The sequence below is a fragment of the Flavobacterium sp. NG2 genome (genome assembly GCF_034119845.1).
Classification (GTDB): domain Bacteria; phylum Bacteroidota; class Bacteroidia; order Flavobacteriales; family Flavobacteriaceae; genus Flavobacterium.
The window spans coordinates 40001-65132 of sequence record NZ_CP139420.1 but is presented as its reverse complement, the minus strand read 5'-3'; the positions used below and the strand labels follow the sequence as shown (position 1 = coordinate 65132).

Annotated in this window: 22 protein-coding genes, 4 tRNA genes and 2 rRNA genes (1 of these 28 only partly in view); 22 read left to right on the top strand and 6 right to left on the bottom strand. The window is 34.7% G+C overall.

What is annotated here, in order from left to right:
• Position 1: 1 nt before the first annotated feature.
• The 6 genes from SLW70_RS00275 (at position 2) to SLW70_RS00250 (ending at position 6430) form a co-directional block, all read left to right on the top strand.
• Positions 2-556 (top strand): serine acetyltransferase, encoded by a 555-nt coding sequence (locus SLW70_RS00275; RefSeq protein ID WP_320889862.1) that lies wholly within the window; start codon positions 2-4, stop codon positions 554-556.
• A complete protein-coding gene (locus tag SLW70_RS00270; RefSeq protein WP_320889861.1) occupies positions 556-1692 on the top strand; it encodes a glycosyltransferase in 1137 nt (378 codons plus the stop codon). The genes SLW70_RS00275 and SLW70_RS00270 overlap by 1 nt, the downstream gene beginning before the upstream one ends.
• Positions 1670-2533: a hypothetical protein gene (locus SLW70_RS00265; RefSeq protein ID WP_320889860.1), complete on the top strand. Its 864-nt coding sequence runs from the start codon at positions 1670-1672 to the stop codon at positions 2531-2533. The genes SLW70_RS00270 and SLW70_RS00265 overlap by 23 nt, the downstream gene beginning before the upstream one ends.
• A 1-nt stretch (position 2534) precedes the next feature.
• Complete coding sequence (locus tag SLW70_RS00260; RefSeq protein WP_320889859.1) at positions 2535-3614, top strand: glycosyltransferase; 1080 nt, start codon at positions 2535-2537, stop codon at positions 3612-3614.
• Positions 3611-4957 carry an O-antigen ligase family protein gene (locus SLW70_RS00255; protein WP_320889857.1) on the top strand — a complete coding sequence of 449 codons (1347 nt, stop codon included), beginning with the start codon at positions 3611-3613 and terminating at the stop codon, positions 4955-4957. The genes SLW70_RS00260 and SLW70_RS00255 overlap by 4 nt, the downstream gene beginning before the upstream one ends.
• A gap of 78 nt (positions 4958-5035) precedes the next feature.
• Positions 5036-6430, top strand: a complete 1395-nt coding sequence (locus SLW70_RS00250) for an exopolysaccharide biosynthesis polyprenyl glycosylphosphotransferase (RefSeq protein ID WP_320889856.1) — start codon at positions 5036-5038, stop codon at positions 6428-6430.
• 12 nt (positions 6431-6442) lie between these two features.
• Here SLW70_RS00250 and SLW70_RS00245 read toward each other — a convergent pair whose 3' ends face one another.
• Positions 6443-7594, bottom strand: coding sequence for a DUF4105 domain-containing protein (locus tag SLW70_RS00245; protein WP_320889854.1), 1152 nt, complete (start codon positions 7592-7594; stop codon positions 6443-6445).
• A gap of 15 nt (positions 7595-7609) precedes the next feature.
• Positions 7610-8596 (bottom strand): PorV/PorQ family protein, encoded by a 987-nt coding sequence (locus SLW70_RS00240; protein WP_320891728.1) that lies wholly within the window; start codon positions 8594-8596, stop codon positions 7610-7612.
• A gap of 268 nt (positions 8597-8864) precedes the next feature.
• On the opposite strand from SLW70_RS00240, the gene SLW70_RS00235 reads away from it, so the two are divergent.
• The gene (locus SLW70_RS00235; RefSeq protein WP_320889853.1) at positions 8865-9578 is read left to right on the top strand and encodes a CDP-alcohol phosphatidyltransferase family protein; all 714 of its coding nucleotides are present in this window, start codon (positions 8865-8867) and stop codon (positions 9576-9578) included.
• Positions 9579-9586: 8 nt separating this feature from the next.
• Positions 9587-10450 (top strand): glycoside hydrolase family 25 protein, encoded by an 864-nt coding sequence (locus SLW70_RS00230; RefSeq protein ID WP_320889851.1) that lies wholly within the window; start codon positions 9587-9589, stop codon positions 10448-10450.
• Between the two features lie 160 nt (positions 10451-10610).
• Here the strand turns inward: SLW70_RS00230 and lptB are convergent, their stop codons facing one another.
• The 3 genes from lptB to SLW70_RS00215 all read right to left on the bottom strand — a co-directional run bounded on the left by lptB (position 10611) and on the right by SLW70_RS00215 (position 13208).
• A complete protein-coding gene (gene lptB / locus SLW70_RS00225; RefSeq protein WP_320889849.1) occupies positions 10611-11351 on the bottom strand; it encodes an LPS export ABC transporter ATP-binding protein in 741 nt (246 codons plus the stop codon).
• A gap of 82 nt (positions 11352-11433) precedes the next feature.
• A complete protein-coding gene (gene tatC, locus SLW70_RS00220; protein WP_320889848.1) occupies positions 11434-12243 on the bottom strand; it encodes a twin-arginine translocase subunit TatC in 810 nt (269 codons plus the stop codon).
• On the bottom strand, positions 12243-13208 hold the full coding sequence (locus SLW70_RS00215) for a KpsF/GutQ family sugar-phosphate isomerase (RefSeq protein WP_320889846.1): 966 nt from the start codon (positions 13206-13208) through the stop codon (positions 12243-12245). Before SLW70_RS00215 ends, tatC begins: the two co-directional genes overlap by 1 nt.
• A gap of 85 nt (positions 13209-13293) precedes the next feature.
• Here SLW70_RS00215 and SLW70_RS00210 point away from each other — a divergent pair, with 85 nt between their 5' ends.
• The gene (locus tag SLW70_RS00210; RefSeq protein ID WP_320889845.1) at positions 13294-15489 is read left to right on the top strand and encodes a RecQ family ATP-dependent DNA helicase; all 2196 of its coding nucleotides are present in this window, start codon (positions 13294-13296) and stop codon (positions 15487-15489) included.
• A 97-nt stretch (positions 15490-15586) separates the two neighbouring features.
• Here SLW70_RS00210 and SLW70_RS00205 read toward each other — a convergent pair whose 3' ends face one another.
• Positions 15587-15826, bottom strand: a complete 240-nt coding sequence (locus tag SLW70_RS00205; RefSeq protein WP_320889843.1) for a hypothetical protein — start codon at positions 15824-15826, stop codon at positions 15587-15589.
• 512 nt (positions 15827-16338) lie between these two features.
• Between SLW70_RS00205 and SLW70_RS00200 the strand changes: the two genes are divergently transcribed.
• The 13 genes from SLW70_RS00200 to SLW70_RS00140 form a co-directional block, all read left to right on the top strand.
• Positions 16339-16473, top strand: a complete 135-nt coding sequence (locus SLW70_RS00200) for a hypothetical protein (protein WP_320889842.1) — start codon at positions 16339-16341, stop codon at positions 16471-16473.
• On the top strand, positions 16427-17989 hold the full coding sequence (locus SLW70_RS00195) for an NAD(P)/FAD-dependent oxidoreductase (protein ID WP_320889841.1): 1563 nt from the start codon (positions 16427-16429) through the stop codon (positions 17987-17989). The genes SLW70_RS00200 and SLW70_RS00195 overlap by 47 nt, the downstream gene beginning before the upstream one ends.
• Positions 17990-18066: 77 nt before the next feature.
• Positions 18067-18594: an isopentenyl-diphosphate Delta-isomerase gene (gene idi, locus SLW70_RS00190; protein WP_320889840.1), complete on the top strand. Its 528-nt coding sequence runs from the start codon at positions 18067-18069 to the stop codon at positions 18592-18594.
• A gap of 40 nt (positions 18595-18634) precedes the next feature.
• Complete coding sequence (locus SLW70_RS00185; RefSeq protein ID WP_320889839.1) at positions 18635-19045, top strand: 6-pyruvoyl trahydropterin synthase family protein; 411 nt, start codon at positions 18635-18637, stop codon at positions 19043-19045.
• On the top strand, positions 19045-19503 hold the full coding sequence (locus tag SLW70_RS00180; protein WP_320889837.1) for a peroxiredoxin: 459 nt from the start codon (positions 19045-19047) through the stop codon (positions 19501-19503). Before SLW70_RS00185 ends, SLW70_RS00180 begins: the two co-directional genes overlap by 1 nt.
• 55 nt (positions 19504-19558) lie before the next feature.
• The gene (locus tag SLW70_RS00175) at positions 19559-20521 is read left to right on the top strand and encodes a type I phosphomannose isomerase catalytic subunit (RefSeq protein ID WP_320889836.1); all 963 of its coding nucleotides are present in this window, start codon (positions 19559-19561) and stop codon (positions 20519-20521) included.
• A 56-nt stretch (positions 20522-20577) separates the two neighbouring features.
• Complete coding sequence (locus SLW70_RS00170) at positions 20578-20844, top strand: hypothetical protein (RefSeq protein ID WP_320889835.1); 267 nt, start codon at positions 20578-20580, stop codon at positions 20842-20844.
• 77 nt (positions 20845-20921) lie between these two features.
• Positions 20922-20995 (top strand) — tRNA-Thr (locus tag SLW70_RS00165).
• A 160-nt stretch (positions 20996-21155) separates the two neighbouring features.
• Positions 21156-21229, top strand: a tRNA-Thr gene (locus SLW70_RS00160).
• Between the two features lie 1248 nt (positions 21230-22477).
• Positions 22478-23991, top strand: a 16S ribosomal RNA gene (locus SLW70_RS00155).
• 128 nt (positions 23992-24119) lie between these two features.
• Positions 24120-24193: transfer RNA gene (locus tag SLW70_RS00150), tRNA-Ile, on the top strand.
• Between the two features lie 90 nt (positions 24194-24283).
• Positions 24284-24357: transfer RNA gene (locus tag SLW70_RS00145), tRNA-Ala, on the top strand.
• Positions 24358-24556: 199 nt separating this feature from the next.
• Positions 24557-25132: ribosomal RNA gene (locus tag SLW70_RS00140) — 23S ribosomal RNA — on the top strand (it continues 2306 nt past the right edge of the window).
• Together the 16S and 23S rRNA genes with 2 tRNA genes alongside form the textbook arrangement of a ribosomal RNA operon.

Below are 25132 nucleotides of genomic sequence, written 5' to 3'. Positions count from 1 at the left end.
TATGAATTTATTACAATTGATACAATCCGATTATAAAAAACACCAAAAATATGGTGGCCATTTTTTTGGTATTGTATTTTTTACTCAAGGTTTTTGGGCTGTTTTGCAGTATAGAATAGCACATTTTATTTATACTAATATTAGTTGGCAGCCGTTTCGGGCTGTTTTTTTGTTTATAGCTTTAGTATATCAAAAAGCAATTGAAATAATAACAGGTATATCTATTCCTGCTTCGGTGAAAATTGGTCATTCTTTTTATATTGGTCATTTTGGAGGTATTATAATTAATGCCAACTCTATTATTGGGGATAATTGTAATATTTCACAAGGGGTAACTATTGGAGTATCTGGTTTCGGAGATAAAAGAGGGGTTCCTATAATTGGAAATGATGTTTATATTGGTGCTAATGCAGTTATTGCGGGTAAAATTAGAATAGGGAATCAAGTATTAATAGGTGCCTGCTCATTAGTAAGTCAATCAATTGAGGATGATGAGGTTGTTTTAGGGGTTCCTGCAGTAGTGATTTCAAATAATGGTTCAAAAGGATATATTTAATGAAATTATTAATTGTTTCGACAGCTCCTTTTATATATATAGAGGATTCCGTTTATGCTTATAGCCCTTATGTCGAGGAATTAGTCATTTGGAGTAAATATGCGGATACGATTTCTTTTTGTTGTCCGGTTTGGGGTAGCTCACATGGGCTTTTAATGTCAGAAATGCCTTTTGAATTTAAACATCATTTTAGACTAAAAGATTTTAATCTAAATTCAACGGTAGCTATTTTTAAAGCTATTTTTTTTATTTTTTATAATGTGATTGTCTTGTTTAAGTCGATGATTTGGGCTGAACATATTCATTTGCGTTGCCCTGGAAATGTAGGTTTGTTAGGATGTTTGATTCAAGTCTTTTTTCCTTCGAAAACTAAAACAGCTAAATATGCTGGTAATTGGGATTCTCAATCCAGACAACCTTGGAGTTATCGTTTGCAAAAATGGATTTTAAACAATTCTTTTTTGACTCGTAATATGAAGGTTTTAGTGTATGGAGAATGGCCGAATCAATCTAAAAACATAATGCCTTTTTTTACGGCTACCTATAAAGAGGATGAAAAAAAGGTTTGGAAGCCTAAAGAAATGGGAGCTACCATTAATTTTATATTCGTGGGTACTTTATCCAAAGGGAAAAAACCTTTGTATGCTGTGCAATTAGTAGAAGCATTACATAAAAAAGGATACAATGTTTTTTTAAATTTATATGGCGAAGGTACTGAGAGAGTTGCTTTAGAAAAGTATATTTCAGAACACAATTTGGGTACTATTGTCATGTTAAATGGAAATCAAAGCCAGGCTGTTTTAAAAGAAGCCTATCAGCAAAGTCATTTTGTGATGTTACCATCAGTGAGTGAGGGTTGGCCAAAAGCCATTGCTGAAGGGATGTTTTGGGGGGCTGTGCCACTGGCAACAAAAGTGTCTTGTATTCCTTTTATGTTAGATTATGGTAGGCGAGGCGTAATTTTATCCATGGATTTGGAAAAAGATAGTCAGCAAATTCAGATATTAATAAAAAAGCAGGCTGAATTCAATTTGAAAAGTCAACAAGCTTACAAATGGTCAAATCAATATACCCTTACCGTTTTTGAGCAAGAAATTAAAAAAATAATATTAAATGGATCATCGTTTAAAAACTAGTATCTTTAAAATACTTTCAGTTTTGCCTGACAACCTAGGGTACTTTCTCTATCATTTTTTACAGGATATAGGGAGTAAACAGACTTTAGGAGACAAAATTAAGTCAACAAAACATACTTATGATACCATACTAGGGATTTTACAAAAAAATAATCTTAGTTTAAAAGGGATGAAGATTGCAGAATTAGGTTCAGGTTGGGTACCCATTTTGCCTTATCTATTAATTCTTGAGGGAAAAGCAAAAGAGATTGTTACTTATGATGTCAATGAGCATTATAATGTCAATGAAATAAAGAAAGTCAATGATTTTTATAGGAAATATGAAGATTTTGAAATAAAAAAGAATGAAAAATATCCATTGCATGAAGCAGTTTGCTATTTTCCTAAAAAGGACATTTGTAAAGGGGATTTAGAAGATGTAGATTTAATTGTCTCGCGATTTGTATTGGAGCATGTTTTACCAATAGATATCAAGAAGATGCATGGTTATTTTAGTTCAAATTTAAAGACAGGTAGTTATGTATTGCATTTGATTTCACCAAGTGATCACCGTGCATACAGTGATTCTGCGCTGTCTTTACAAGATTTTTTAAAATATAGTGAAACAGAATGGGATAAAATTCAAACCAAGTTTGATTATCACAACCGTTTACGATTACCACAATATTTAGCAATTTTTGAAAAGGAATTTGATATTGTATTTGTTGAACATGATAGAATAGATGCGAATTCGGTTGCTTATTCTAAATTTAAAGCGTTAGTAATACATGATGATTTTAAGGTTTTTAGTGAGCAAGAATTGATGGCAGGTAGTATTAATGTTTTATTAAGGAAAAAATAAAATGCGGATACTTCAACTCATAGATTCATTAGAAGCTGGTGGAGCAGAACGAATGGCGGTGAATTATGCTAACACACTAGCTCATCAAATTGATTTTTCAGGTTTGGTAGTTAGCCGTAAGGAAGGGGATTTGATTGGGCAAATTAATTCGAATGTCAGTTATCTTTTCTTAAATCGAAAAAGGATAATAGATATTAAAGCTTTATTACAATTACGTTATTATGTAAAAAAAAACAAAGTCGAACTAGTTCACGCACATAGTACTTCTTTTTTTATTGCGGTATTATTAAAAATAATTCAACCTAAGCTGAAAATTGTATGGCATGACCATTATGGCGATAGTGATTTTTTAGAGGAGCGAAAATCATTTGTTTTACAATGGAGTAGCTTTTTTTTTAATGGAATCATCGTTGTTAATCAAAAATTAAAAAAATGGGCTCAGGAAAAGCTTGATTTTAAAAATGTGATTTATTTGCCCAATTTTGTTTCTGAAAATAACGATGAGATAGGACAAACAATTTTGAAAGGAGCAAAGAATAAACGAATCGTTTGTTTGGCTAACTTAAGAAAACAAAAGAATCATTTTTTAATTCTAGAGGTAGCCATGAAAATGAAAAACACACATCCTGATTGGACTTTTCATTTAGTAGGGAAAGATTTTAATGATTTGTACGGAACACAAATCAAAAAGAAAATTCAAGATTATCATCTTGAAAAAACGGTTTTTGTTTATGGGGCAGTACTAGATATTAGTACCGTTTTAAAACAAGCTAACATTGGTATTCTAAGTTCGAAATCTGAGGGTTTACCTGTTGCTTTATTAGAGTATGGCTTACATAAGCTAGCTGTTGTTGTGACTGCTGTTGGAGATATCCCTTTGCTGATTGAAAATGGTTCGAATGGATTTTTAGTAACCGATTTTGAAGTGGTTAATTTTTATAAATGCGTAGTAACTTTAATCGAAAATAGTGAACTACAAACTAATTTTGGACTGGCATTATATAAAACAATATCTGAAGGATATACTCAGGACCCAGTAATGCAGCAATATTTAAGATGGTTAAAAAAGATTGAATTATGAAAAAAGCGGATTTGTCTTATTTGTATGTGATTTTGCTCCATTTTTTTATTGGTTTTTTTGTTTATTTGTTTCCAATTACTTCTAAAATATATGGTTTTTTAACTTTTTTTATTGGCGTTTATTATGTTGTGAAAAAGCAGAATGCCAATCATGAAGTGCTTTTGGCAGCGGCCTATATCACAGGTAGCGAGGTTTTTTTGAGAATGACTGGCGGTAATATATCCTATGAGTTTTCAAAATATGGGGTAATGATCTTTATGTTGATGGGGATGTATTATAAAGGATTTTCTAGGGGGGCTACTCCTTATTGGATTTATCTAATCTTGTTAGTGCCTAGTGTGGTGATTGCCACTTTTGTTTTGGATTTTGATACCAATATAAGGACAACTATTGCCTTTAATATTTCTGGGCCAGTTTGTCTGGGGCTAGCTTCATTATATACTTTTAGAAGAAAAATCACACTGGAACAAACTAACAGTATTCTTTTAGCATTAGGCTTGCCTATTGTGACTTGTATGTCTTATTTAACCTTCTATACTCCAAACCTTAGAGATGTTGTTACTAGTACACAGTCTAATTTTGCTACTTCTGGGGGGTTTGGCCCTAATCAGGTAGCCACTTTTTTAGGTTTAGGGATGTTTATTTTTTTTTCTAGAATCATTTTAGTATCCAAAAATAAGTTTTTATTGATTATCAACTTAATAGTTGCTTTGAATATCACCTATCGTGGAATTGTGACTTTTTCCAGAGGAGGGATGCTTACGGGCTTGTTGATGATTGTTTTTTTATTACTTTTTTTATATATAAAAACGAATTATAAAGGTAAGGTTAAATTAAACTATATCTTGGGATTAATGGCTATGGCATTGATGGTGACTTGGGGATATTCTTCCATTCAAACAGGGGGATTGATTAATAAAAGATATGCTAATAAAGATTCTAAAGGAAGAACTAAAGAAAGTAAATTTACCGGGAGATCTGATATTGCTGAAACAGAAATTAATATGTTTTTGAATAATCCTGTTTTTGGCGTAGGAGTGGCTAAGGGAGTTGAAATTAGGGAGGTTGAAACAGGGATATTTGTGGTTTCCCATGATGAGATAACTCGGATGCTTGCTGAACATGGTTCTTTAGGAGTTATTGCCTTACTAATTTTAATTTTCACACCACTAGTCTTATACCTAGAAAATTCGTTTAATATGTTTATGATTTGTTTTGTGCTTTTTTGGTTTTTAACGATTAATCATGCCGCCATGCGAACTGCGGTTCCTGCTTTTGTGTATTCGTTGTCTTTGTTGAATATTCAGTTAATACCGCCTAGTCAAAAGCGTGATGATTCTTAAGCTATTATTTTTGTTAGCTTTTTGAGGTTTAAGTAAGTCTAAATTGCTAAATTGCGAAGGTAATCACTAGATTTATTTATGTCAAAAAACAAAATACATTTTGAAATATCAGAAAGAAAAATGATTCTTCATCTTTTTGATGTTTTTTTTGTTTTGCTTGCTTTATATTTTGTTGGTACTACTTTTGAAGTCAATTATTTAAAGGAGGTTGTGCTGACCAGAACTTATATCGTTCTTTTTGTATCTTATCTTACGGTTTTCGGACTTGTTTTTGAATTGTATCATCTTCAAGTGGCGAGTAATGAGTTGCAAGTGTTGAAAAGTACCTTGTTGACCGTCTCTTTTACTATTTTAGTTTATTTACTTACCCCTATTTTTTCACCTGAACTTCCTCCAAATAGAATTCAAATTGTTGTTTTTTATGCAGTTGTTTTTATAAGTTTAATGTCATGGCGGTTCTTTTATGTTCGCTATTTGGCTTCCAATCGTTTTATTCAAAGTGCATTGTTGATTTGCGATGATAAACAAGTCGAAGAATTGGTTTTAGGTCTTGAAAATATAGACCCACATTATAAAATAATTGCCTATGTTCCAACGGATACAGAATCAATTAATAAGTCATTAAACACCACTTATATAGATAGAATAGAACAGTTGGAGATGGCTTCATTTGTAAATGAAAATGCTGTTTCAGAAATTGTGATTGCTTCTCAATCAAGTGAAGTGATAACCCCAGAATTGTATCAGCAATTAATGCGATTACTGGAATCGGGGAAAATTATTAGAGACTATTCGCAGGTTTATGAGAGTAAAACCCAGCGCATTCCGGTGCAGTATATTGCTAGAGATTTTTATCGTTTTTTCCCCTTTAGCCGAAGTAATCAAAATAAATTGTACCTGTCAGTTGTTCGCATTTTTGAAATTATATTGTCATTATTAGGGCTGTTTTTTGGACTTATTCTTTTGCCCTTTATTATAGTCGGAAATGTAATAGCTAATAGGGGGGGATTGTTTTATACTCAAAAACGAATTGGGAAAGATGGTGTTCCGTTTGAAATATTAAAATTGCGAACGATGATTAAAAATGCGGAATTAAATGGAGCCGTATTTGCTACTACAAATGACCAAAGAATTACTTCTTTTGGGAAGTTTCTCAGAAAGACAAGAATTGATGAAATCCCACAGGTTATCAATATTTTAAAAGGAGATATGGCAATTATAGGGCCTAGACCTGAACGACCTGAGATTGTTAAACAAATTGCGGGTAATATGCCGTTTTACGAAACAAGGCATATTGTAAAACCTGGTCTTACAGGTTGGGCTCAAGTAAACTATTCTTATGGTGAAAACATTGAGGATAGTTTAATTAAATTACAATATGATTTGTATTATATCAAACACCGTAGCTTTTATCTGGATTTAAATATTACACTTAAAACAATTACAACCGTTTTGTTTTATAGGGGTCAATAATGAAAAATCAAATTACATAATATTAGTAACATTTTTTTTGTGATGTAATACTAATTTTGTTAAAAGAAAAGTATTAGTAGTTATTAAAGGGAGTATAATTAATAAATGGGCTTTATTGATTAATACAACGGCATATATGGCCAATAATAAAAGGTTAAAAAGGGTTAGGTAGTAAATCCATTGGATTTCTTTTTTGGTGTAAAAAAGGAATGATAAGATGAATAAAGGGTTGAATAATAATATATTGTAATTATTGGCTAATTCTAAATGTCCTGAGTAAAAACCTAAGAAAACAAAAAGAATTCCAATTACTCCAAGGATGAAAAAGTAGGTTTGATTAATAATTCGATTATGTAGTACGATAATTAATCCCAGTATTATAAGATAAGAATACCAATTGTTCCACCAAGAGTGTTCCAAATTATCTTCAAAATTTAAAATTGTTTTTGTTTCTTTTTCAACTAGGTTTTGATTCTTAAATTTGGCAAGTTTTAGATTTTCCATTAATTCTAATGGCAAAAAAATATGATCTCCTTTTTGGTCTACTTTGGGGCCAAAAATGATGCTGGTTCCTAATTGTTCGTAAAAATGATTGTCAAAATAAGGAAACAAGATTGTTCTGTAGGTAAGTTCAGTGTCTATCTTTTTTGATATTGCCTTTTCACCTAAGGTTTGATTGATGATGTCAACTACCATTGAAGTACAGTTTTTATCAATAAATTTATAGGTGTAATAACTGTCTCCAGAGGCTAAAGAGGCATTTAAATTATCAAATAACTTTTGTTTTAAATCAAGACTGAGATTGAGTTCTTGTTCGTAAACGGCTCTTCTTTCATAAATGTATTGCGATATGAAATTATCGTAAGGATGTGTAATTGCGAAGTACTGTAAATCTCCTTTGGCAAATTTGGCAACAAAATTGGGTGTGTTAAAGTCAAATGCACCGTAATTGTAAACAAGGTCTAAATTATTTTCAATATCTGAAATTCTGATTGCAGTATGACCAAACAGAGAGTATGATTCATTTCCTGTACCACATGTTAGAATACTAACTTGTGTATTATTCGATAAAATTGGATTTTGGCAAAATGAGGAAAGTGAACACGATAATAAAAAGAAAGAAAAACAAATCAGTTTGCTCAAACGGTTGGTTCTCATTAGCATTGGGTGTTGTGTTTTTTATTTTCTGAATAGTCCTAAGTCTACTTTTAGTGAAAATATATTGGAATATAATGTTGTGTTTTGATTTCCTAAATTTGTCAAGGCATAATCGACTTGTATGCCTTTGTATTTGAAACCTAAGCCAATGTTGGGTTGGAATTCTACCTTTTTGCTACTGTCTAGTTGTTCTACGTTTTGGAAATTTCCAACTCCTGCACGCACAAAAACTAAATTGGTATAGCCAAATTCAAATCCTAATGCGGGGTCGATACTGGCAAATTTGGTCGAGATAATGTCATTTGTTTGTGTAAAGCGCATATTCATATTGGCTGCAGCCAAAAGACTATAATCGTAATGAAAGATGAATTTTTTAGATAGTCCAAGTTGTAATTTTGGTGCTGTGATTTCAGTAGATTCTGGTAAATCTTGATTTTGTCCTTCCACGGCATCAGCTACTTTTTGGTACTCCGCTTCGTTAATGTTCCAAACATTATAGGTTGTGGTAATGTCTCTGGCCATTAAACCGAATTTCCAATTATTTCGTTCGTATTGGATTCCAGCATCAAATCCAAATCCCCAAGCACTGGCAAATTTACCAATTACCCTTCTGATTATTTTAGCGTTCACACCATAATGTAAACCATCAAGCGGAAGTTTTCGGGCGTATGAAAAAGTAAATCCATAATCGGCAGTCGAGAAAAGACTTATTCTGTTGTAGTCAATATTTCCTTGGCTATCAATTAATTCGGTTGTGTTTAGGATATCGTCCACGCCAAAACGAATCAATGAAACTCCCCAAGCACTTTGATCGTCGATAGGACTTCCATAAGCGATATAATCGTATTGTGCAATATTGGCGAAGTAATTGGCATGCATTAACGAAACTTGGTGGTCTTCTAGGTGAAGCAAGCCTGCAGGATTCCAATAACCAGAATTAACATCGTTTGTAGAAGAAACGACACTATTAGCCATCCCTAATGCGGCTGCATCTACTCCTATATTCATGAATTCATTGGAATATTTCCTAACGGTTTGACTATAGGTTGTACCGCAAATTAAAGCTAAAATGAAGTATTGAATTTTTTTCAATTGTATGATTTTAAAACACAAAGGTTGTTATTTTGCATCAAAAATATAATTTTTTAGTGAGCTTCTTTCTGTTTAATGACAAATAAAGATAAAAGAAGTTATTGTTGTTGAAAATCTATAGTAAAAAACTACAGTTTCATTCGGACTATTGTGTTAAATTTGTCCGAACAAAATTTCTTGAATTATGAGTAGCATTAAAAAGCATGTTCCCAACTTAATTACTTTATTGAATCTTTTTTCTGGTTGTATTGCTTTGGTTTTTGCCACTCAATCTAATTTTGAATTTGCTTTTTATTTTGTGTGCTTAGGCATCTTCTTCGACTTTTTTGATGGTTTTTTTGCTCGTTTATTTAAGGTTTCGAGTCCATTAGGGTTGCAATTAGATTCATTGGCTGATATGGTAACGAGCGGTGTTGTGCCGGGCTATGTCATGTTTGCGATGTTGTCCAATAGTCAACATGAAATTTCAAGCTGTCCTTTCGTTCCTTATTTAGGGTTTATTGTAACTTTAGGTTCTTGTTATCGTTTGGCTAATTTCAATATTGATACCCGTCAAACGGATTCTTTTATTGGGTTGCCAACACCAGCTAATGCATTATTTATTTTGAGTTTACCATTGGTTTTACAATATTCAGATTCATTAATTGTACTAGAAGCCTTGACTAATCAGTGGCTTTTATTCACTATTGTTTTGGGGAGTGCATATATCTTAAATGCTGAAATTCCATTATTTTCATTAAAACTAAAAAAGTTTACAGTGAAAGATAATCTTCTACAAATTCTGTTTTTAGTAGTTTCATTTTTATTGGTTTTCTTTTTCCATTTCCTAGGGATTTCATTGTTAATCCTGTTTTATGTTTTACTTTCAGTGGTAAATAACAAGTTAATCAAGAATTAATTTGTTGGATGAAAAAGAAAACGGTTCGCAGAAAATCCACAGTCGTTAGGAAGAGCAAAAAGAAAACGACTTTGTTTTACGGTAAGTTCCTGCGTTATTCAGTATTGTTATTTTGTGTTGGTATCTTTTTTCTTTTGTTGTATCATTATCGAAATGGATTAGCCTATTATTTTAGTTTTAAAACAGATAAGATATTAAGTGAAAAAGCGGAGGACAAAAGGCTTTCGGATATTCGTAATCATCAGGTTTTGGTGAAAATTGATGGAAAATCAATTGGAATAGATGTTTCAGAATATCAAGGAGATATCAGCTGGTCGTATGTTGATACGCTTGAGAATCAATTTCCTATTCATTTTGTGTTGATTAGGGCTACTGTAGGTAGTGATCGTTTGGATCGAAAATTTGAGAAAAATTGGCTTGGCGCCAAAAGCAATAAAATGATTAGAGGTGCTTATCATTATTATCGACCTAATGAAAATTCATTGGAACAAGCAGCACTTTTTATCAAAACGGTTCGTTTGAATAAAGGCGATTTGCCACCTGTTTTGGATATTGAAAGATTAGCTGAAAATCAATCTATAGGTAGGCTTAAAATAGGATTAAAACGTTGGCTAGATAAAGTAGAAGCGCATTATAAAGTGAGGCCAATAATTTACACAGGTGAAAAATATTATGATGATTTCTTGAAAGAAGAATTTAAGGATTATCTTTTTTGGATAGCAAATTACAATTTTTACAGAGAAAAAATCAATGAGGATTGGTTGTTCTGGCAATTTACCGAAAAAGGAACTGTACCAGGAATAAGTGGAAATGTAGATTTAAATATCTTTAACGGGGATTTACAACAATTGCAGTTTATTACTGTTGAATAGACTATAAAAGTTTGACACGAATTACACAAATTGTAATGTTGTATATTGAATTACACAAATTTACTGCCTTAAGCTTGCTAATTCGTGAAATATTGAAGGTTTTAAATTTGTGTAAATCTGTGAAATTTGTGTTTAAAATTGAAGTTAAAGATTGGATTTTTTAAAACTCAATTTTCTTTTTTCTCAATTCGAAATTTTGTCCTAAATAAACTCTTCGTACCATTTCGTCTTCTACTAGCTCTTCAGGGATTCCAGCTTTCAGAATTCCTCCTTCAAACATCAAATAGGTTTTGTCAGTAATCGCAAGTGTTTCCTGAACGTTGTGATCCGTTATTAAGATGCCAATGTTTTTATTTTTCAACTGAGCAACAATACGCTGAATGTCTTCTACCGCTACAGGGTCAACTCCTGCAAAAGGTTCGTCAAGCAAAATGAATTTAGGGTCAGTTGCCAAGCAACGTGCGATTTCAGTACGACGACGTTCACCTCCAGAAAGTAAGTCCCCTCGATTGGTACGAATATGCTCTAAGCTAAACTCAGCTATCAAGCTTTCCATTTTAGCAATTTGAGCTTCTTTTGAAAGTTGGGTTAGTTGTAGTACACTTAAGATGTTGTCTTCAATACTTAATTTTCTGAAAACAGAAGCTTCCTGAGCTAGATAGCCTATTCCCTGTTGTGCTCGTTTGTACATCGGGTAATCGGTAATGTTCAAATCGTTAAGGTAAATGTTTCCGGCATTTGGTTTTACCAATCCTACAATCATATAAAAGGATGTCGTTTTACCAGCACCGTTTGGACCTAAAAGACCTACGATTTCGCCTTGATTCACTTCTACTGAAATACCTTTTACAACACTTCTTCCTTTGTATGTTTTTACTAAATTGTCAGCTCTTAAAATCATTTTCTCTTGTTGGTTTATTCAATACCCTGTTTATTCTTTGCAAATTAACGAATAAACAGCAGACATTAATCATAATTATTTGTTACGAATCGATTTCTTTTTTGGACACAAATACTGATAGGAAGATACTCGCTTCATATATCAATAGCATTGGTATTGCAACAATGGTTTGGCTTACAACATCAGGTGGAGTGACAATGGCGGCAACAATAAGTACAAGTACAATGGCGTATTTTCGATAATTTCTTAAAAAATTAGGGGTCACTAGTCCTAATTTGGTCAAGAAGTAAATGATAATTGGTAATTCAAAAAACAATCCACCTGCTATAACAGAGGTTTTTACCATTCCAATATAAGAGTTTAAGGTAAATTGATTCAGAACAACATCACTTACGGTAAATGTAGCAACAAAATTGACAGACATCGGGATGATGACAAAATAGCCAAAAAGAACTCCTAAAAAGAAAAGTAAAGAGGAGAAAAAGATAAATATTTTGGCGTTTTTCTTTTCATTTTCATAAAGTGCTGGGCCAATAAATTTCCATATTTCCCATAATATATAGGGGAAAGCAAGGATGAAGCCAGCAAGAATACATATCCAAATGAAGACATTGACCTGTCCTTCCATTTCTGTGTTTTGGATGATAAATGGCATTTCGGTTATGCAAATACTTTCAGCAAAACCTAAGCTATGGGAGAGTTCACAGAGGTAGGTGTAGGTGAAAAATGTTGGTCTTGTAGGGCCAAAAATAATAGTGTCAAAAAGATAGTCACTAATGAAATAAGTGACAAACGCCATGATAATGATCGCAATAGTGCTGCGAACTAATAGCCATCTTAAGTCTTCAAGATGATCTAAAAAAGACATCTCGTTTAAGTTTTTTTTTGCCATTATATGATTCCTTCTTTTAAGATGTCATGTAAATGTAATACACCTTTATATTCATTATTGTCGACCACTATTAATTGTGTGATTGAAAAGTCTTCTAGGATATTTAATGCGTCAACTGCCATGGTTGATGATTGAACAATTTTAGGGTTTTTGGTCATTATATCTCGAGCTGTTAATTCAGAAAAACTGTCTCTTTCATTAAGCATTCTACGAATGTCACCATCGGTTATGATTCCTATGACAGAATTATTTTCAACAACTGCAGTAACACCTAGGCGTTTTTCGGATATTTCGAAGATTGCTTTTTTGATAGATGCATCCGGTGAGACTGTAGGTTTTAAGCTATGTTCAATCATGTCGCTCACTTTAAGTAATAATTTTTTACCTAATGCGCCTCCTGGGTGATATACAGCAAAATCTTCGGGCTTAAAGTCTCTAATTTCCATTAAACATACCGCCAAAGCGTCTCCCATTACTAATTGCGCAGTGGTGCTATTGGTAGGCGCAAGGTTAATTGGGCAAGCTTCCTTATCGACCGTTGTGTTCAAAATATATTTAGAGCCCTTTGCAAGGAATGAGGTTGTGTTTCCTGTCATTCCAATCAAAGTGTTTCCAAAACGTGTTAATAGCGGCACTAAGGCTTTTATTTCAGGACTATTTCCGCTTTTTGAAATACAGATAATTACGTCTTCGTTTTGAATCATTCCTAAGTCGCCATGAATGGCTTCAGAAGCATGAAGAAATAATGATGGGGTACCAGTGGAGTTAAATGTCGCGACCATTTTTTGTGCAATAATGGCGCTTTTTCCAATGCCTGTTATGACTAATCTGCCTTTTGATTGGTAAATAGTTTGTGCAGCTTGGTAGAAATCATCATCCAGAAAATCAGTTAGTTTTGCAATAGCTTCGCTTTCAGATAAAATGGTTTTTTTGGCTATTGCCAATATATTTTCTTTAGTTATCAAAACAGAATAGTTAAAATTTGTAAGTGTAAAAGAAAGTTGTATCTTTATATGGTGCAAATTTATATAAAATACCATATAATAAAGAATGAATTCAAACGAAATTGACATCCATAAAGAATTAAAAAAATATTTTGGTTTTAGCCAATTTAAAGGATTACAAGAACAAGTAATTAAAAGTTTAATAAATAAACAGAATACATTCGTAATTATGCCCACAGGTGGTGGGAAGTCACTTTGTTACCAACTGCCTGCTTTGATTCAAGAAGGAACTGCTATTGTGGTTTCTCCGTTAATAGCTTTGATGAAAAATCAAGTGGATGCTATTCGGAGTTTGTCCTCTGAGAATGGAATTGCACATGTCTTAAATTCATCCCTTACCAAAACTGAAATTTCTCAAGTTAAAAAAGATATTACATCTGGATTGACTAAGTTACTCTATGTGGCTCCAGAGTCTTTGACGAAAGAAGAAAATGTCGAGTTTCTGAAAAGCGTCACCGTTTCTTTTGTAGCGATAGATGAGGCGCATTGTATTTCGGAGTGGGGTCATGATTTTAGACCGGAGTATCGAAACTTAAAAAACATTATTAAACAAATAGGAGAGGTGCCTGTTATTGGCTTAACGGCTACGGCGACACCTAAGGTACAAGAAGATATTTTGAAAAATTTAGACATGTCAAATGCGACTACTTTCAAAGCTTCTTTTAATAGACCTAATTTGTTTTATGAAGTGCGTACCAAAACAAAGAATGTAGAATCAGATATTATTCGATTCATTCGTCAACATAAAGGGAAGTCAGGAGTTATTTACTGTTTGAGTCGCAAGAAAGTAGAGGCAATTGCCGAAGTGCTAAAGGTAAACGGTATAAGTGCTGTTCCTTATCACGCTGGATTAGATGCTAAAACTAGGGCGAAACATCAGGATATGTTTCTGATGGAAGATGTGGATGTTGTTGTGGCAACTATTGCTTTTGGAATGGGGATTGACAAACCAGATGTTCGTTTTGTAATTCATCATGATATTCCTAAATCATTAGAAAGTTATTATCAAGAAACTGGGCGAGCAGGACGAGATGGAGGCGAAGGACATTGCTTGGCTTATTACTCCTATAAGGATGTCGAAAAGTTAGAGAAATTCATGTCGGGAAAACCTGTAGCGGAACAAGAAATAGGTTTTGCTTTGCTGCAAGAAGTGGTAGCTTATGCTGAAACTTCGATGTCTAGAAGAAAGTTCTTGTTGCACTATTTCGGAGAAGAGTTTGATAGTGAAACCGGAGAAGGTGCCGATATGGATGATAATGTTCGAAATCCTAAAAAGAAAGTAGAAGCCAAAGATGAAGTGGTCAAATTACTTGAAGTAGTAAGAGATACTAAACATTTATATAAGTCTAAAGAAATTGTCTTTACCTTAATAGGTAGGGTAAATGCGGTAATAAAAGCACATCGTACCGATGTACAGCCTTTTTTTGGCTCAGGAGCTAATCACGACGAAAAATATTGGATGGCCTTATTGCGTCAAGTCCTGGTTGCGGGTTATTTGTCAAAAGATATTGAGACTTATGGTATTGTAAAAATCAATAAAAAAGGATTGGATTTTATAAAAAAGCCAACTTCTTTTATGATGTCTGAGGATCATGAATACAATGAAACGGTAGACGAAGCTATTGTTACTGCCTCAAAATCTACTGCAGCTGTTGATGAAGCTTTGATGAATATGTTGCGCGAACTTCGTAAAAAAGAAGCCAAGAAGATTGGAGTTCCACCTTTTGTGGTTTTTCAAGACCCTTCTTTGGAAGATATGGCGTTAAAGTATCCTATTTCCATAGAGGAATTAGTTAATATTCATGGCGTTGGTGAAGGAAAAGCCAAGAAGTATGGTGGTGCATTTGTTACGTTGATTAATCGTTATGTTGAAGATAATGATATTATTCGTCCGGATGATTTAGTTGTGAAATCTACTGGGACTAATTCGGCTAATAAATTGTATATCATTCAAAATATCGATAGAAAATTATCTTTAGAGGATATTGCTAAAGCTAAAGGCTTTACTATGGATACTTTGATTAAAGAAATGGAACAAATTGTGTATTCGGGAACAAAACTGAATATTAAATATTGGATAGATGATTTGCTTGACGAAGATCAACAAGAAGAGATTCATGAATATTTTATGGAGTCGGAATCAGATAAAATTGATGAGGCGCTCAAAGAATTTGATGGTGAATATGATATTGATGAGTTGCGACTTATGCGAATTAAGTTTATTAGTGAAGTAGCAAATTAGAAAATAAAAATTCCAATAAAAAAAATAAATCCCAAATTCCAATACTTAAACGAGTAACTTGGAGTTTGGGATTTTTTTATTGGAATTTAATTAAAATTTATTCTTCATATAAAGTAGCACGGTGGGGTTTTAAAGCATCACGTACGCTAATCATATTTTCGTCAGTGACAACCATATAAGCAATTGCGTTCATCTCATTAAGTATTTCGAATCCTGTAATATTTAAGGGTGATTTCTCTATTGCAATGTATTCTTTTAGGTGGATTTCGTGATGCTCTGCAGTTTTAGCTGCTGCAGGTCCGCGAAAATCCCAAATCATTTTAATTTTTCTGGACATTTTATACTATTCAAGTTTATTGGTTCCAAAAATAGTTAAAACTATGCACTTTATTGCATTTGGCTTTAGCTTCTAAAAATTTTAGCCACAGATTTAAAGAAAGTGGTCGGACTTTGACAAAGAGTTGCTAACTTGGAAAAAGACCACAAATTACACAAATTAGCACAAATTCAAAAATGTATTAAATTGAATTACACAAATTTCTAATTAATATCAAAATTATTATCTGCAAAAATCTGCCAAATCTGCGTGCTTATTTTTTGCACGCAGATTTACATAGATTTTTTTTAATAGAAATATTTGATAAACACACATTTAGACAAAGAGTTAGATAGAATTATAAAGATTTCAAGGATTAATCGGTGCTAATCTTTTTAATCTGTGGCTAATTATAGCGTTTTCTTATGCAGACTTTTAGTCTGGCAACCAAATCTATGGACTTTCAGTCCATGCTGGTTTAGTTATGGCAAAGTTACAAAGTCTATTTTGATTATTTTAAAATGCTTTGTCCTTTGAAGGAAAAGAATTCAGTACAAAATACTACTTTTGCAATTAGACTCCTTTTGAATATAAAAGGAGTAATGAATAATACCTGTGAAAATGCCTCAAGAACTTCTTATACAAGTCAGTCCAGAAATTGCTGCTAATGAATCTTTATTAAAAGGTTTTGTGGCTAATAAAATTAAAGTTGCTGCTCATTCTATTCATCATATTGTTATTTTAAAGCGTTCCATTGATGCGCGTCAAAAAGCAATTAAGATTAATTTAAAAGTAGTGGTTTACTTGGATGGTGAGCCTTTTCAGGAAAGACTATTGGAATTGCCAGATTATCCTAATGTGGCTAATTCTCAAGAAGTAATTGTTGTAGGAGCTGGTCCTGCGGGACTTTTTGCTGCTTTGCAATTAGTGGAATTAGGATTAAAGCCAATTGTTGTTGAAAGAGGGAAAGATGTCAGAGGGAGAAGAAGGGATTTAAAAGCCATCAATAGGGATCATATTGTTGATGGAGATTCTAATTATTGTTTTGGAGAAGGTGGAGCAGGAACTTATTCGGATGGAAAATTATATACTCGTTCCAAAAAACGAGGTGATGTTACCCGAATTTTAGAATTGTTAGTTGCTTTTGGTGCTACCCCTGATATTCTGGTGGATGCACATCCACATATTGGAACTAATAAATTACCTCAAATCATTCAGGATATTCGTGAAAAGATTATTGAATGTGGTGGTCAAGTGCTTTTTGAGACAAGGGTAACGGATATTTTAATAAAAAATAATGAGGTCGAAGGTGTGGTGACTCAAAAGGGAGATACTATATCGGCTAATAAATTAATATTGGCTACAGGGCATTCTGCTCGTGATATCTTTGAATTATTAGATAAAAAAAAGATTTTCATTGAAGCCAAAGCATTTGCCTTGGGCGTAAGGGCAGAACATCCACAATCATTGATTGATCAAATCCAGTATAGTTGTGATTACCGCGGGGAATTATTACCGCCTGCTCCTTATAGTATCGTAAAGCAAGTGGGTGGTCGCGGGATGTATTCTTTTTGTATGTGTCCAGGTGGCGTAATCGCTCCTTGCGCAACAAGTCCTGGTGAAGTAGTTACTAATGGTTGGTCTCCATCCAAAAGGGATCAAGCTACTGCTAACTCAGGGATTGTAATCGAATTAAAGTTAGAAGATTTTAAACCTTTTGCTAAGTTTGGTCCTTTGGCAGGAATGGAATTCCAAAAAAGCATCGAAAAGAAAGCTTGGCATTTGGCTGGAGAGACACAAAAAGTGCCTGCACAACGCATGGTTGATTTTGTTCAAAATAAAGTTTCTAGTGAGATTCCAAAAACATCCTATGTTCCAGGAACAACTTCAGTTGAAATGGGGCAAGTGTTTCCAAGTTTTTTAAGTCAAATATTAAGAGAAGGATTTTCAGAATTTGGAAAATCAATGAAAGGGTATTTGACAAATGAAGCGATTCTGCATGCGCCAGAATCTAGGACGTCTTCTCCAGTACGTATTCCTAGAGACGGAATAACATACGAACACCTTCAAATAAAAGGGTTATATCCTTGTGGTGAAGGTGCAGGATATGCTGGCGGAATCATTTCGGCAGCTATTGATGGCGAAAAATGTGCTCTGATGATAGCTGAAAGTCTTAAAAGGTAGAATTCTTAAGATATAGCACCTGATAAATTAAATAAGCTTGGTTATCTTTTTGTATTTTTGTGAAGCTAAAAATAATTATGAAAGAAGAAAATGTAATATTGGTTGACGAAAATGATGAGCAAATTGGGTTGATGCCTAAGTTGGAAGCTCATGAAAAAGCTGTATTGCATCGTGCTTTCTCCGTTTTTGTGTTAAATGATAAAAATGAAATGATGCTCCAGCAGCGAGCGCAGCATAAATACCATTCTCCAATGCTTTGGACGAACACTTGTTGTAGTCATCAACGTGAGGGGGAGACTAATCTTCAAGCAGGTAGTCGTAGATTGTATGAGGAAATGGGATTTAAAACGGAGTTAAAAGAATTGTTTCATTTTATTTATAAAGCACCTTTTGATAATGGATTAACAGAACATGAGCTAGATCATGTAATGATTGGTTATTATAATGAGAGTCCAATTATTAATCCTGAAGAAGTTCAAGATTGGAAATGGATGGGGATTGAGGAGGTTCAATCAGATATAAAAGTGAATCCAGAATCGTATACGGTATGGTTCAAAATAATTTTTGAAGAATTTTATCATTTTTTAGAAGAGCATAAAATATAAAATACTATTCAAGTGAATCGTTAATTGTAAATTTATTTCCATGAAAGTAACAATAAGTAGAAGGGCACATTTCAACGCGGCACATCGATTGCATCGCAAGGATTGGACTTTTGAAAAAAATGATGCGGTTTTCGGGAAATGTAATAATCCTAATTATCATGGGCACAATTATGAGTTAATTGTGAGTGTGACTGGACCTATTGATCCTGAAACGGGTTTTGTGGTGGATGTTAAGATTTTATCGGAAATTATAAAAGAAGAAGTGGAAATTCCTTTTGATCATAAAAATTTAAATCTAGATGTAGCAGAATTTCAGGATTTAAATCCTACGGCTGAAAATATTGTGGTCGTTATTTGGAATAAAATTAGAAAAAGAATTCAGTCGGATTTTGATTTAGAGGTTGTGCTTTATGAAACGCCTCGAAATTTTGTAACGTATAGAGGAGAATAATGGGGTTAAAAGTTGGTGATAAAATCCCTTTGTTTCGTGCTCAAGATAGTTTGGGTAATGTTTTTGACAGTCAAACCTTGATTGGTCAAAAGCCAGTTGTGATTTACTTTTATCCAAAAGATGATACTCCAGGATGTACTACTCAAGCCTGTAGTTTTAGAGATCAATACCAAGATTTTAAAGAATTGGGGGCTGAAGTGATAGGGATCAGTAGTGACGGATTAGAATCTCATCAAGAATTTTCTAAAAAATATAAATTACCATTTATATTGCTATCAGATGAAAATCAAAAAATTAGAAGCTTATTTGGTGTTCCATCTCGTTTTTGGGGTTTACTTCCTGGTAGGGTGACTTATGTTGTAGATAAGAATGGAGTGGTACAAATGGTTTTCAATGGAATTTTTGCTGCAAAGCATATTCCTAAAGCGTTAGAAGTAGTTAAGCAGTTAGTCATTTAATATGTAATTATATTTAAGTGTAAAAAACACAGAATTGTTTATAGAATAATCAAGAATGAAAATATATCCATTACAGTTTGAGCCAATTCTAAAAGAAAGAATTTGGGGAGGAGAAAAACTAAAAACCTATCTTAATAAGCCAATCACTTCTCCTATAACAGGGGAGAGTTGGGAGTTGTCTACGGTGGAAGGTGATGTTAGTGTGATTGCGAATGGCGATTACAAGGGCGAGAAGTTGACAGATGTTATTAATGAATTTCCTGTTGAACTGCTTGGAATAGATGTTTATGGGCGTTTCGGGAAGCAATTTCCATTACTTTTTAAATATTTAGATGCTCGTGAGGATTTATCTATTCAAGTGCATCCTAACGATACTTTGGCTAAAGAGCGTCACAATTCTTTTGGAAAAACAGAGATGTGGTACATTATGCAAGCTGATGAAGAAGCGAGGATAATTGTTGGTTTTAAAGAAGATAGTACTACAAATGAGTATGTTCAGAATCTTGAAAATAATACTTTGTTGTCGATTCTTAATGATGTGAAAGTTAAAGAAGGAGATGTTTTCTTTCTTGAGACAGGGACGGTACATGCTATTGGTGCTGGAATGGTAGTGGCTGAAATTCAACAAACTTCGGATGTAACCTATCGTTTGTATGATTTTGACCGAACAGATGCTAATGGAAATAGAAGAGAGTTACATGTTGACTTAGCTTTGGATGCTATCAATTATAAGAAAACAAATACTTATAAGGAGTATGCAAATAACAGTAATCAATCGAACACTATTGTAGATTGTACTTATTTTACAACGAATGTTATTCCTTTGGAAGGAAATATGCCAGTTAATAAAAAAGGTGAAAGCTTTACTGTGTATATGTGTATTGATGGAGCTTTCAAAATTGTTTTAGATGAAGTAGTTAATGAATATAAAAAAGGAGATACTGTTTTGGTTCCAGCGGCAATGCGTTCATTTGTTTTGAATGGAAAAGCTTCTCTTTTAGAAATTTATATTTCATAGTTCGGAATAGAAAGATTATATGTACTTTTGCAAACGCAAATTAAAATTAAAGAAAAATGGCAAACGTTAAGAATTTAAAAAAAGACATCAACTACGTTTTAGGAGATATTATTGAGGCAGTTTATTTGTATGAGATTACTACAACAGGAAAACCTACTGAAGAAACAAACAAATTAATTGATGAAGCTATTGCTGCTTTTGATGTTTTGATTACAAAAGTAAACGAAAAGAACGTTGAAAACAAAAAAGCACATTTTAAACAAATCAATGTTGAATTAGAACAAACTGCAAATCAGTTAATTGCAAAAATCAACGATTTGTAGTCAATAAAATTGCGGAAAATTGCAAAAATATTTTGGTGATTTCAAAATCATGTCTATCTTTGCACCCGTAATGAGACGCCAGCGTAGCTCAGTTGGCTAGAGCAGCTGATTTGTAATCAGCAGGTCGTGGGTTCGAGTCCCTCCGCCGGCTCATCGTAAAACCATCTAACTTTTGTTAGGTGGTTTTTTTATTTATAGCCTGTTTTTTGTGGTGTTTGAGTTGTAGTGGTTGATTTAAAATATTTTTAAAAAAATAAATATTTTTTTTGTATTTTTCAGAATCATGTTTATATTTGCAGCCGAAATAAAACGCCAGCGTAGCTCAGTCGGCTAGAGCAGCTGATTTGTAATCAGCAGGTCGTGGGTTCGAGTCCCTCCGCCGGCTCATCGTAAAACCACCTAACTTTTGTTAGGTGGTTTTTTTATTTTAGGGTTATGCTGTTTTGGTGGTTAGATTCAAGTCGATTCCAAAATTTTCAGAATGTAATAGTTAGTTATAGTTGTTAGATTAGTCTCAAAACAGAAAGTTTAAGGTCTTTTGGTTTTGTGATTAATTGTTTAAAATGGATTGATGGTTGGTTGTATTGTTTTTGATACTTCAGTTTGTGGTGCTTTTGGTATTTGGATGTGTTAGTTTTTGATTTTTTATGCAATCTATTGTTTTGATTATGTTTTTTAGGAGCTAATCCTGCTATCCGCTATATTTTGTGGCGGCATAAATGCCCGCCGCCACAAGGATGCCGCTACTATCAGGGCTAGGGCAGAGGTGTTTCAGGAAGGTTTAGGTGAATAAGATTCTTTGCTACTATATATAAGGAGACGAATCTGTCCTTAATATATAGGTGTTGTTTCAAATTCCTCCAGTAAATCAGTAGTCAGTCTCTGTTGGTTGTCTTTAATCGGTGTTAATTTGAGAAATCTGTGTTCAAACTCCTAGTGTTTCCTCTGTGTATCTTTATAAAATCCCTTTTTAAGTGTCTTTAATCTGTGCCAATCTGAGCCATCTGTGTTTAATTGCTTTGTGATCTTAGTGCTTCCTTGGTGCTCTTTGTGTTTAAAAAAGTCTAAACTCTTACAAAACCATAATTCTCTTCAAAAACAATATTCACATTTTCAGCGAGTTGAGAAAAAGGTTAAAATAAAGTTATGAAAAGGTATTGTTTAATTGAATAAAGGCGGTACTTTTGCACCCGCAACAAGCAAGACGTTCACTGACATACTGACAAGCGATTGAGATATAAAGGAGATAAAACTGCTTAAAATAAATATCAAAAAAAGCTTGTGAGAAAAGAATTTAGGTTTTACATTTGCACCCCGCAAAAGCGCTAAGTTATTTGAAATACTGACAAGAGAAATAAGGTTTTGATCTTTGAAAAAAGAATAAAAAAACTTTAAATTTTTCTTGTGAGATTAAAAAGAAGTTGTACTTTTGCACCCGCTTCGAGAAACACAAACATTGTGAGATACGAAGAGAAAATAAGAAGAACACGTTCCTAGACATATTGAATTGACAGCCGTTCTTAAGAGAGATTTTAAGAACAAAAGAATAAGAGTAATAGAATCGATAGATTTGAAACGAACCACTAGAACTTCAGTCAAAAATAAATAGTCCGCCACGGCGGACGCATAATATACGATGAAGAGTTTGATCCTGGCTCAGGATGAACGCTAGCGGCAGGCCTAACACATGCAAGTCGAGGGGTATAGTTCTTCGGAACTAGAGACCGGCGCACGGGTGCGTAACGCGTATGCAATCTACCTTTCACAGAGGGATAGCCCAGAGAAATTTGGATTAATACCTCATAGTATATCGAGTTGGCATCAACATGATATTAAAGTCACAACGGTGAAAGATGAGCATGCGTCCCATTAGCTTGTTGGTAAGGTAACGGCTTACCAAGGCAACGATGGGTAGGGGTCCTGAGAGGGAGATCCCCCACACTGGTACTGAGACACGGACCAGACTCCTACGGGAGGCAGCAGTGAGGAATATTGGTCAATGGACGCAAGTCTGAACCAGCCATGCCGCGTGCAGGATGACGGTCCTATGGATTGTAAACTGCTTTTGTACAGGAAGAAACCGCTCTACGTGTAGAGCCTTGACGGTACTGTAAGAATAAGGATCGGCTAACTCCGTGCCAGCAGCCGCGGTAATACGGAGGATCCAAGCGTTATCCGGAATCATTGGGTTTAAAGGGTCCGTAGGCGGCCTTATAAGTCAGTGGTGAAATCTCCCCGCTCAACGGGGAAACGGCCATTGATACTGTAGGGCTTGAATTATTAGGAAGTAACTAGAATATGTAGTGTAGCGGTGAAATGCTTAGAGATTACATGGAATACCAATTGCGAAGGCAGGTTACTACTAATATATTGACGCTGATGGACGAAAGCGTGGGTAGCGAACAGGATTAGATACCCTGGTAGTCCACGCCGTAAACGATGGATACTAGCTGTTGGGGGCAACTTCAGTGGCTAAGCGAAAGTGATAAGTATCCCACCTGGGGAGTACGAACGCAAGTTTGAAACTCAAAGGAATTGACGGGGGCCCGCACAAGCGGTGGAGCATGTGGTTTAATTCGATGATACGCGAGGAACCTTACCAAGGCTTAAATGTAGATTGACCGGTTTGGAAACAGACTTTTCGCAAGACAATTTACAAGGTGCTGCATGGTTGTCGTCAGCTCGTGCCGTGAGGTGTCAGGTTAAGTCCTATAACGAGCGCAACCCCTGTTGTTAGTTGCCAGCGAGTCAAGTCGGGAACTCTAACAAGACTGCCAGTGTAAACTGTGAGGAAGGTGGGGATGACGTCAAATCATCACGGCCCTTACGCCTTGGGCTACACACGTGCTACAATGGACGGTACAGAGAGCAGCCACTATGCAAATAGGAGCGAATCTATAAAACCGTTCTCAGTTCGGATCGGAGTCTGCAACTCGACTCCGTGAAGCTGGAATCGCTAGTAATCGGATATCAGCCATGATCCGGTGAATACGTTCCCGGGCCTTGTACACACCGCCCGTCAAGCCATGGAAGCTGGGGGTGCCTGAAGTCGGTGACCGCAAGGAGCTGCCTAGGGTAAAACTGGTAACTAGGGCTAAGTCGTAACAAGGTAGCCGTACCGGAAGGTGCGGCTGGAACACCTCCTTTCTAGAGCCTTAGTGTTAGCGTAAGCACGCTAAGGAAAAAGACGAAAAGAACTATTGGGATTAGATTTAGACATTATATTACTCTTGCTGTTAATTTAAAAAAAAAAGAATAAAACTTAAGTAAAACAGAGTCTCGTAGCTCAGCTGGTTAGAGTACTACACTGATAATGTAGGGGTCGGCAGTTCGAGTCTGCCCGGGACTACTATTTAAACTTAAGAAAAGGAAATTTTAGAGGTTGGCTAACCGTTCTAAGTACTGTTAACTGAGAACTGTTAACTGTACACTAAAGAATGGGGGATTAGCTCAGCTGGCTAGAGCGCCTGCCTTGCACGCAGGAGGTCAACGGTTCGACTCCGTTATTCTCCACAAGCTCGAAGAGCAAATTTCAAAAAAAAGAAATTACAAATACCAATTATTGGAATTTGGGATTTAAAAATTGGAATTTATCCAGAGTAAAAGTTCATTGACATATTGAGATAAGAAAAATATAAAAAGTAGAAAGCGTTTTTTACTATTTATAGTAGAAAACAAACAAAAACGGTCATAATTAAATTTATGATTGGTACAATAAGCAAAATAAGGGCGTATGGGGGATGCCTAGGCTCTCAGAGGCGATGAAAGGCGTGATAAGCTGCGAAAAGTTACGGGGATCTGCACACAAGAGTTGATCCGTAAATACCTGAATGGGGCAACCCACTATGTTGAAGACATAGTACACCGATAGGTGGGCAAACCCGCTGAACTGAAACATCTAAGTAGGCGGAGGAGAAGAAAACAAAAGTGATTCCGTAAGTAGTGGCGAGCGAACGCGGATTAGCCCAAACCAATGTTGTTACGGCAATGTTGGGGTTGTAGGACCACGACATTTCTTGCATGAAGAATTAGAATTTACTGGAAAGTAAAGCCATAGAAGGTGATAGCCCTGTATAAGTAATGACTGTAAAGGATAGTGGTATCCTGAGTAGGGCGGGGCACGTGAAACCCTGTCTGAATTTGGCGGGACCATCCGCTAAGGCTAAATACTCCTGAGAGACCGATAGTGAACCAGTACCGTGAGGGAAAGGTGAAAAGAACCGTGAATAACGGAGTGAAATAGATCCTGAAACCATACGCTTACAAGCGGTCGGAGCCCTTTAGTGGG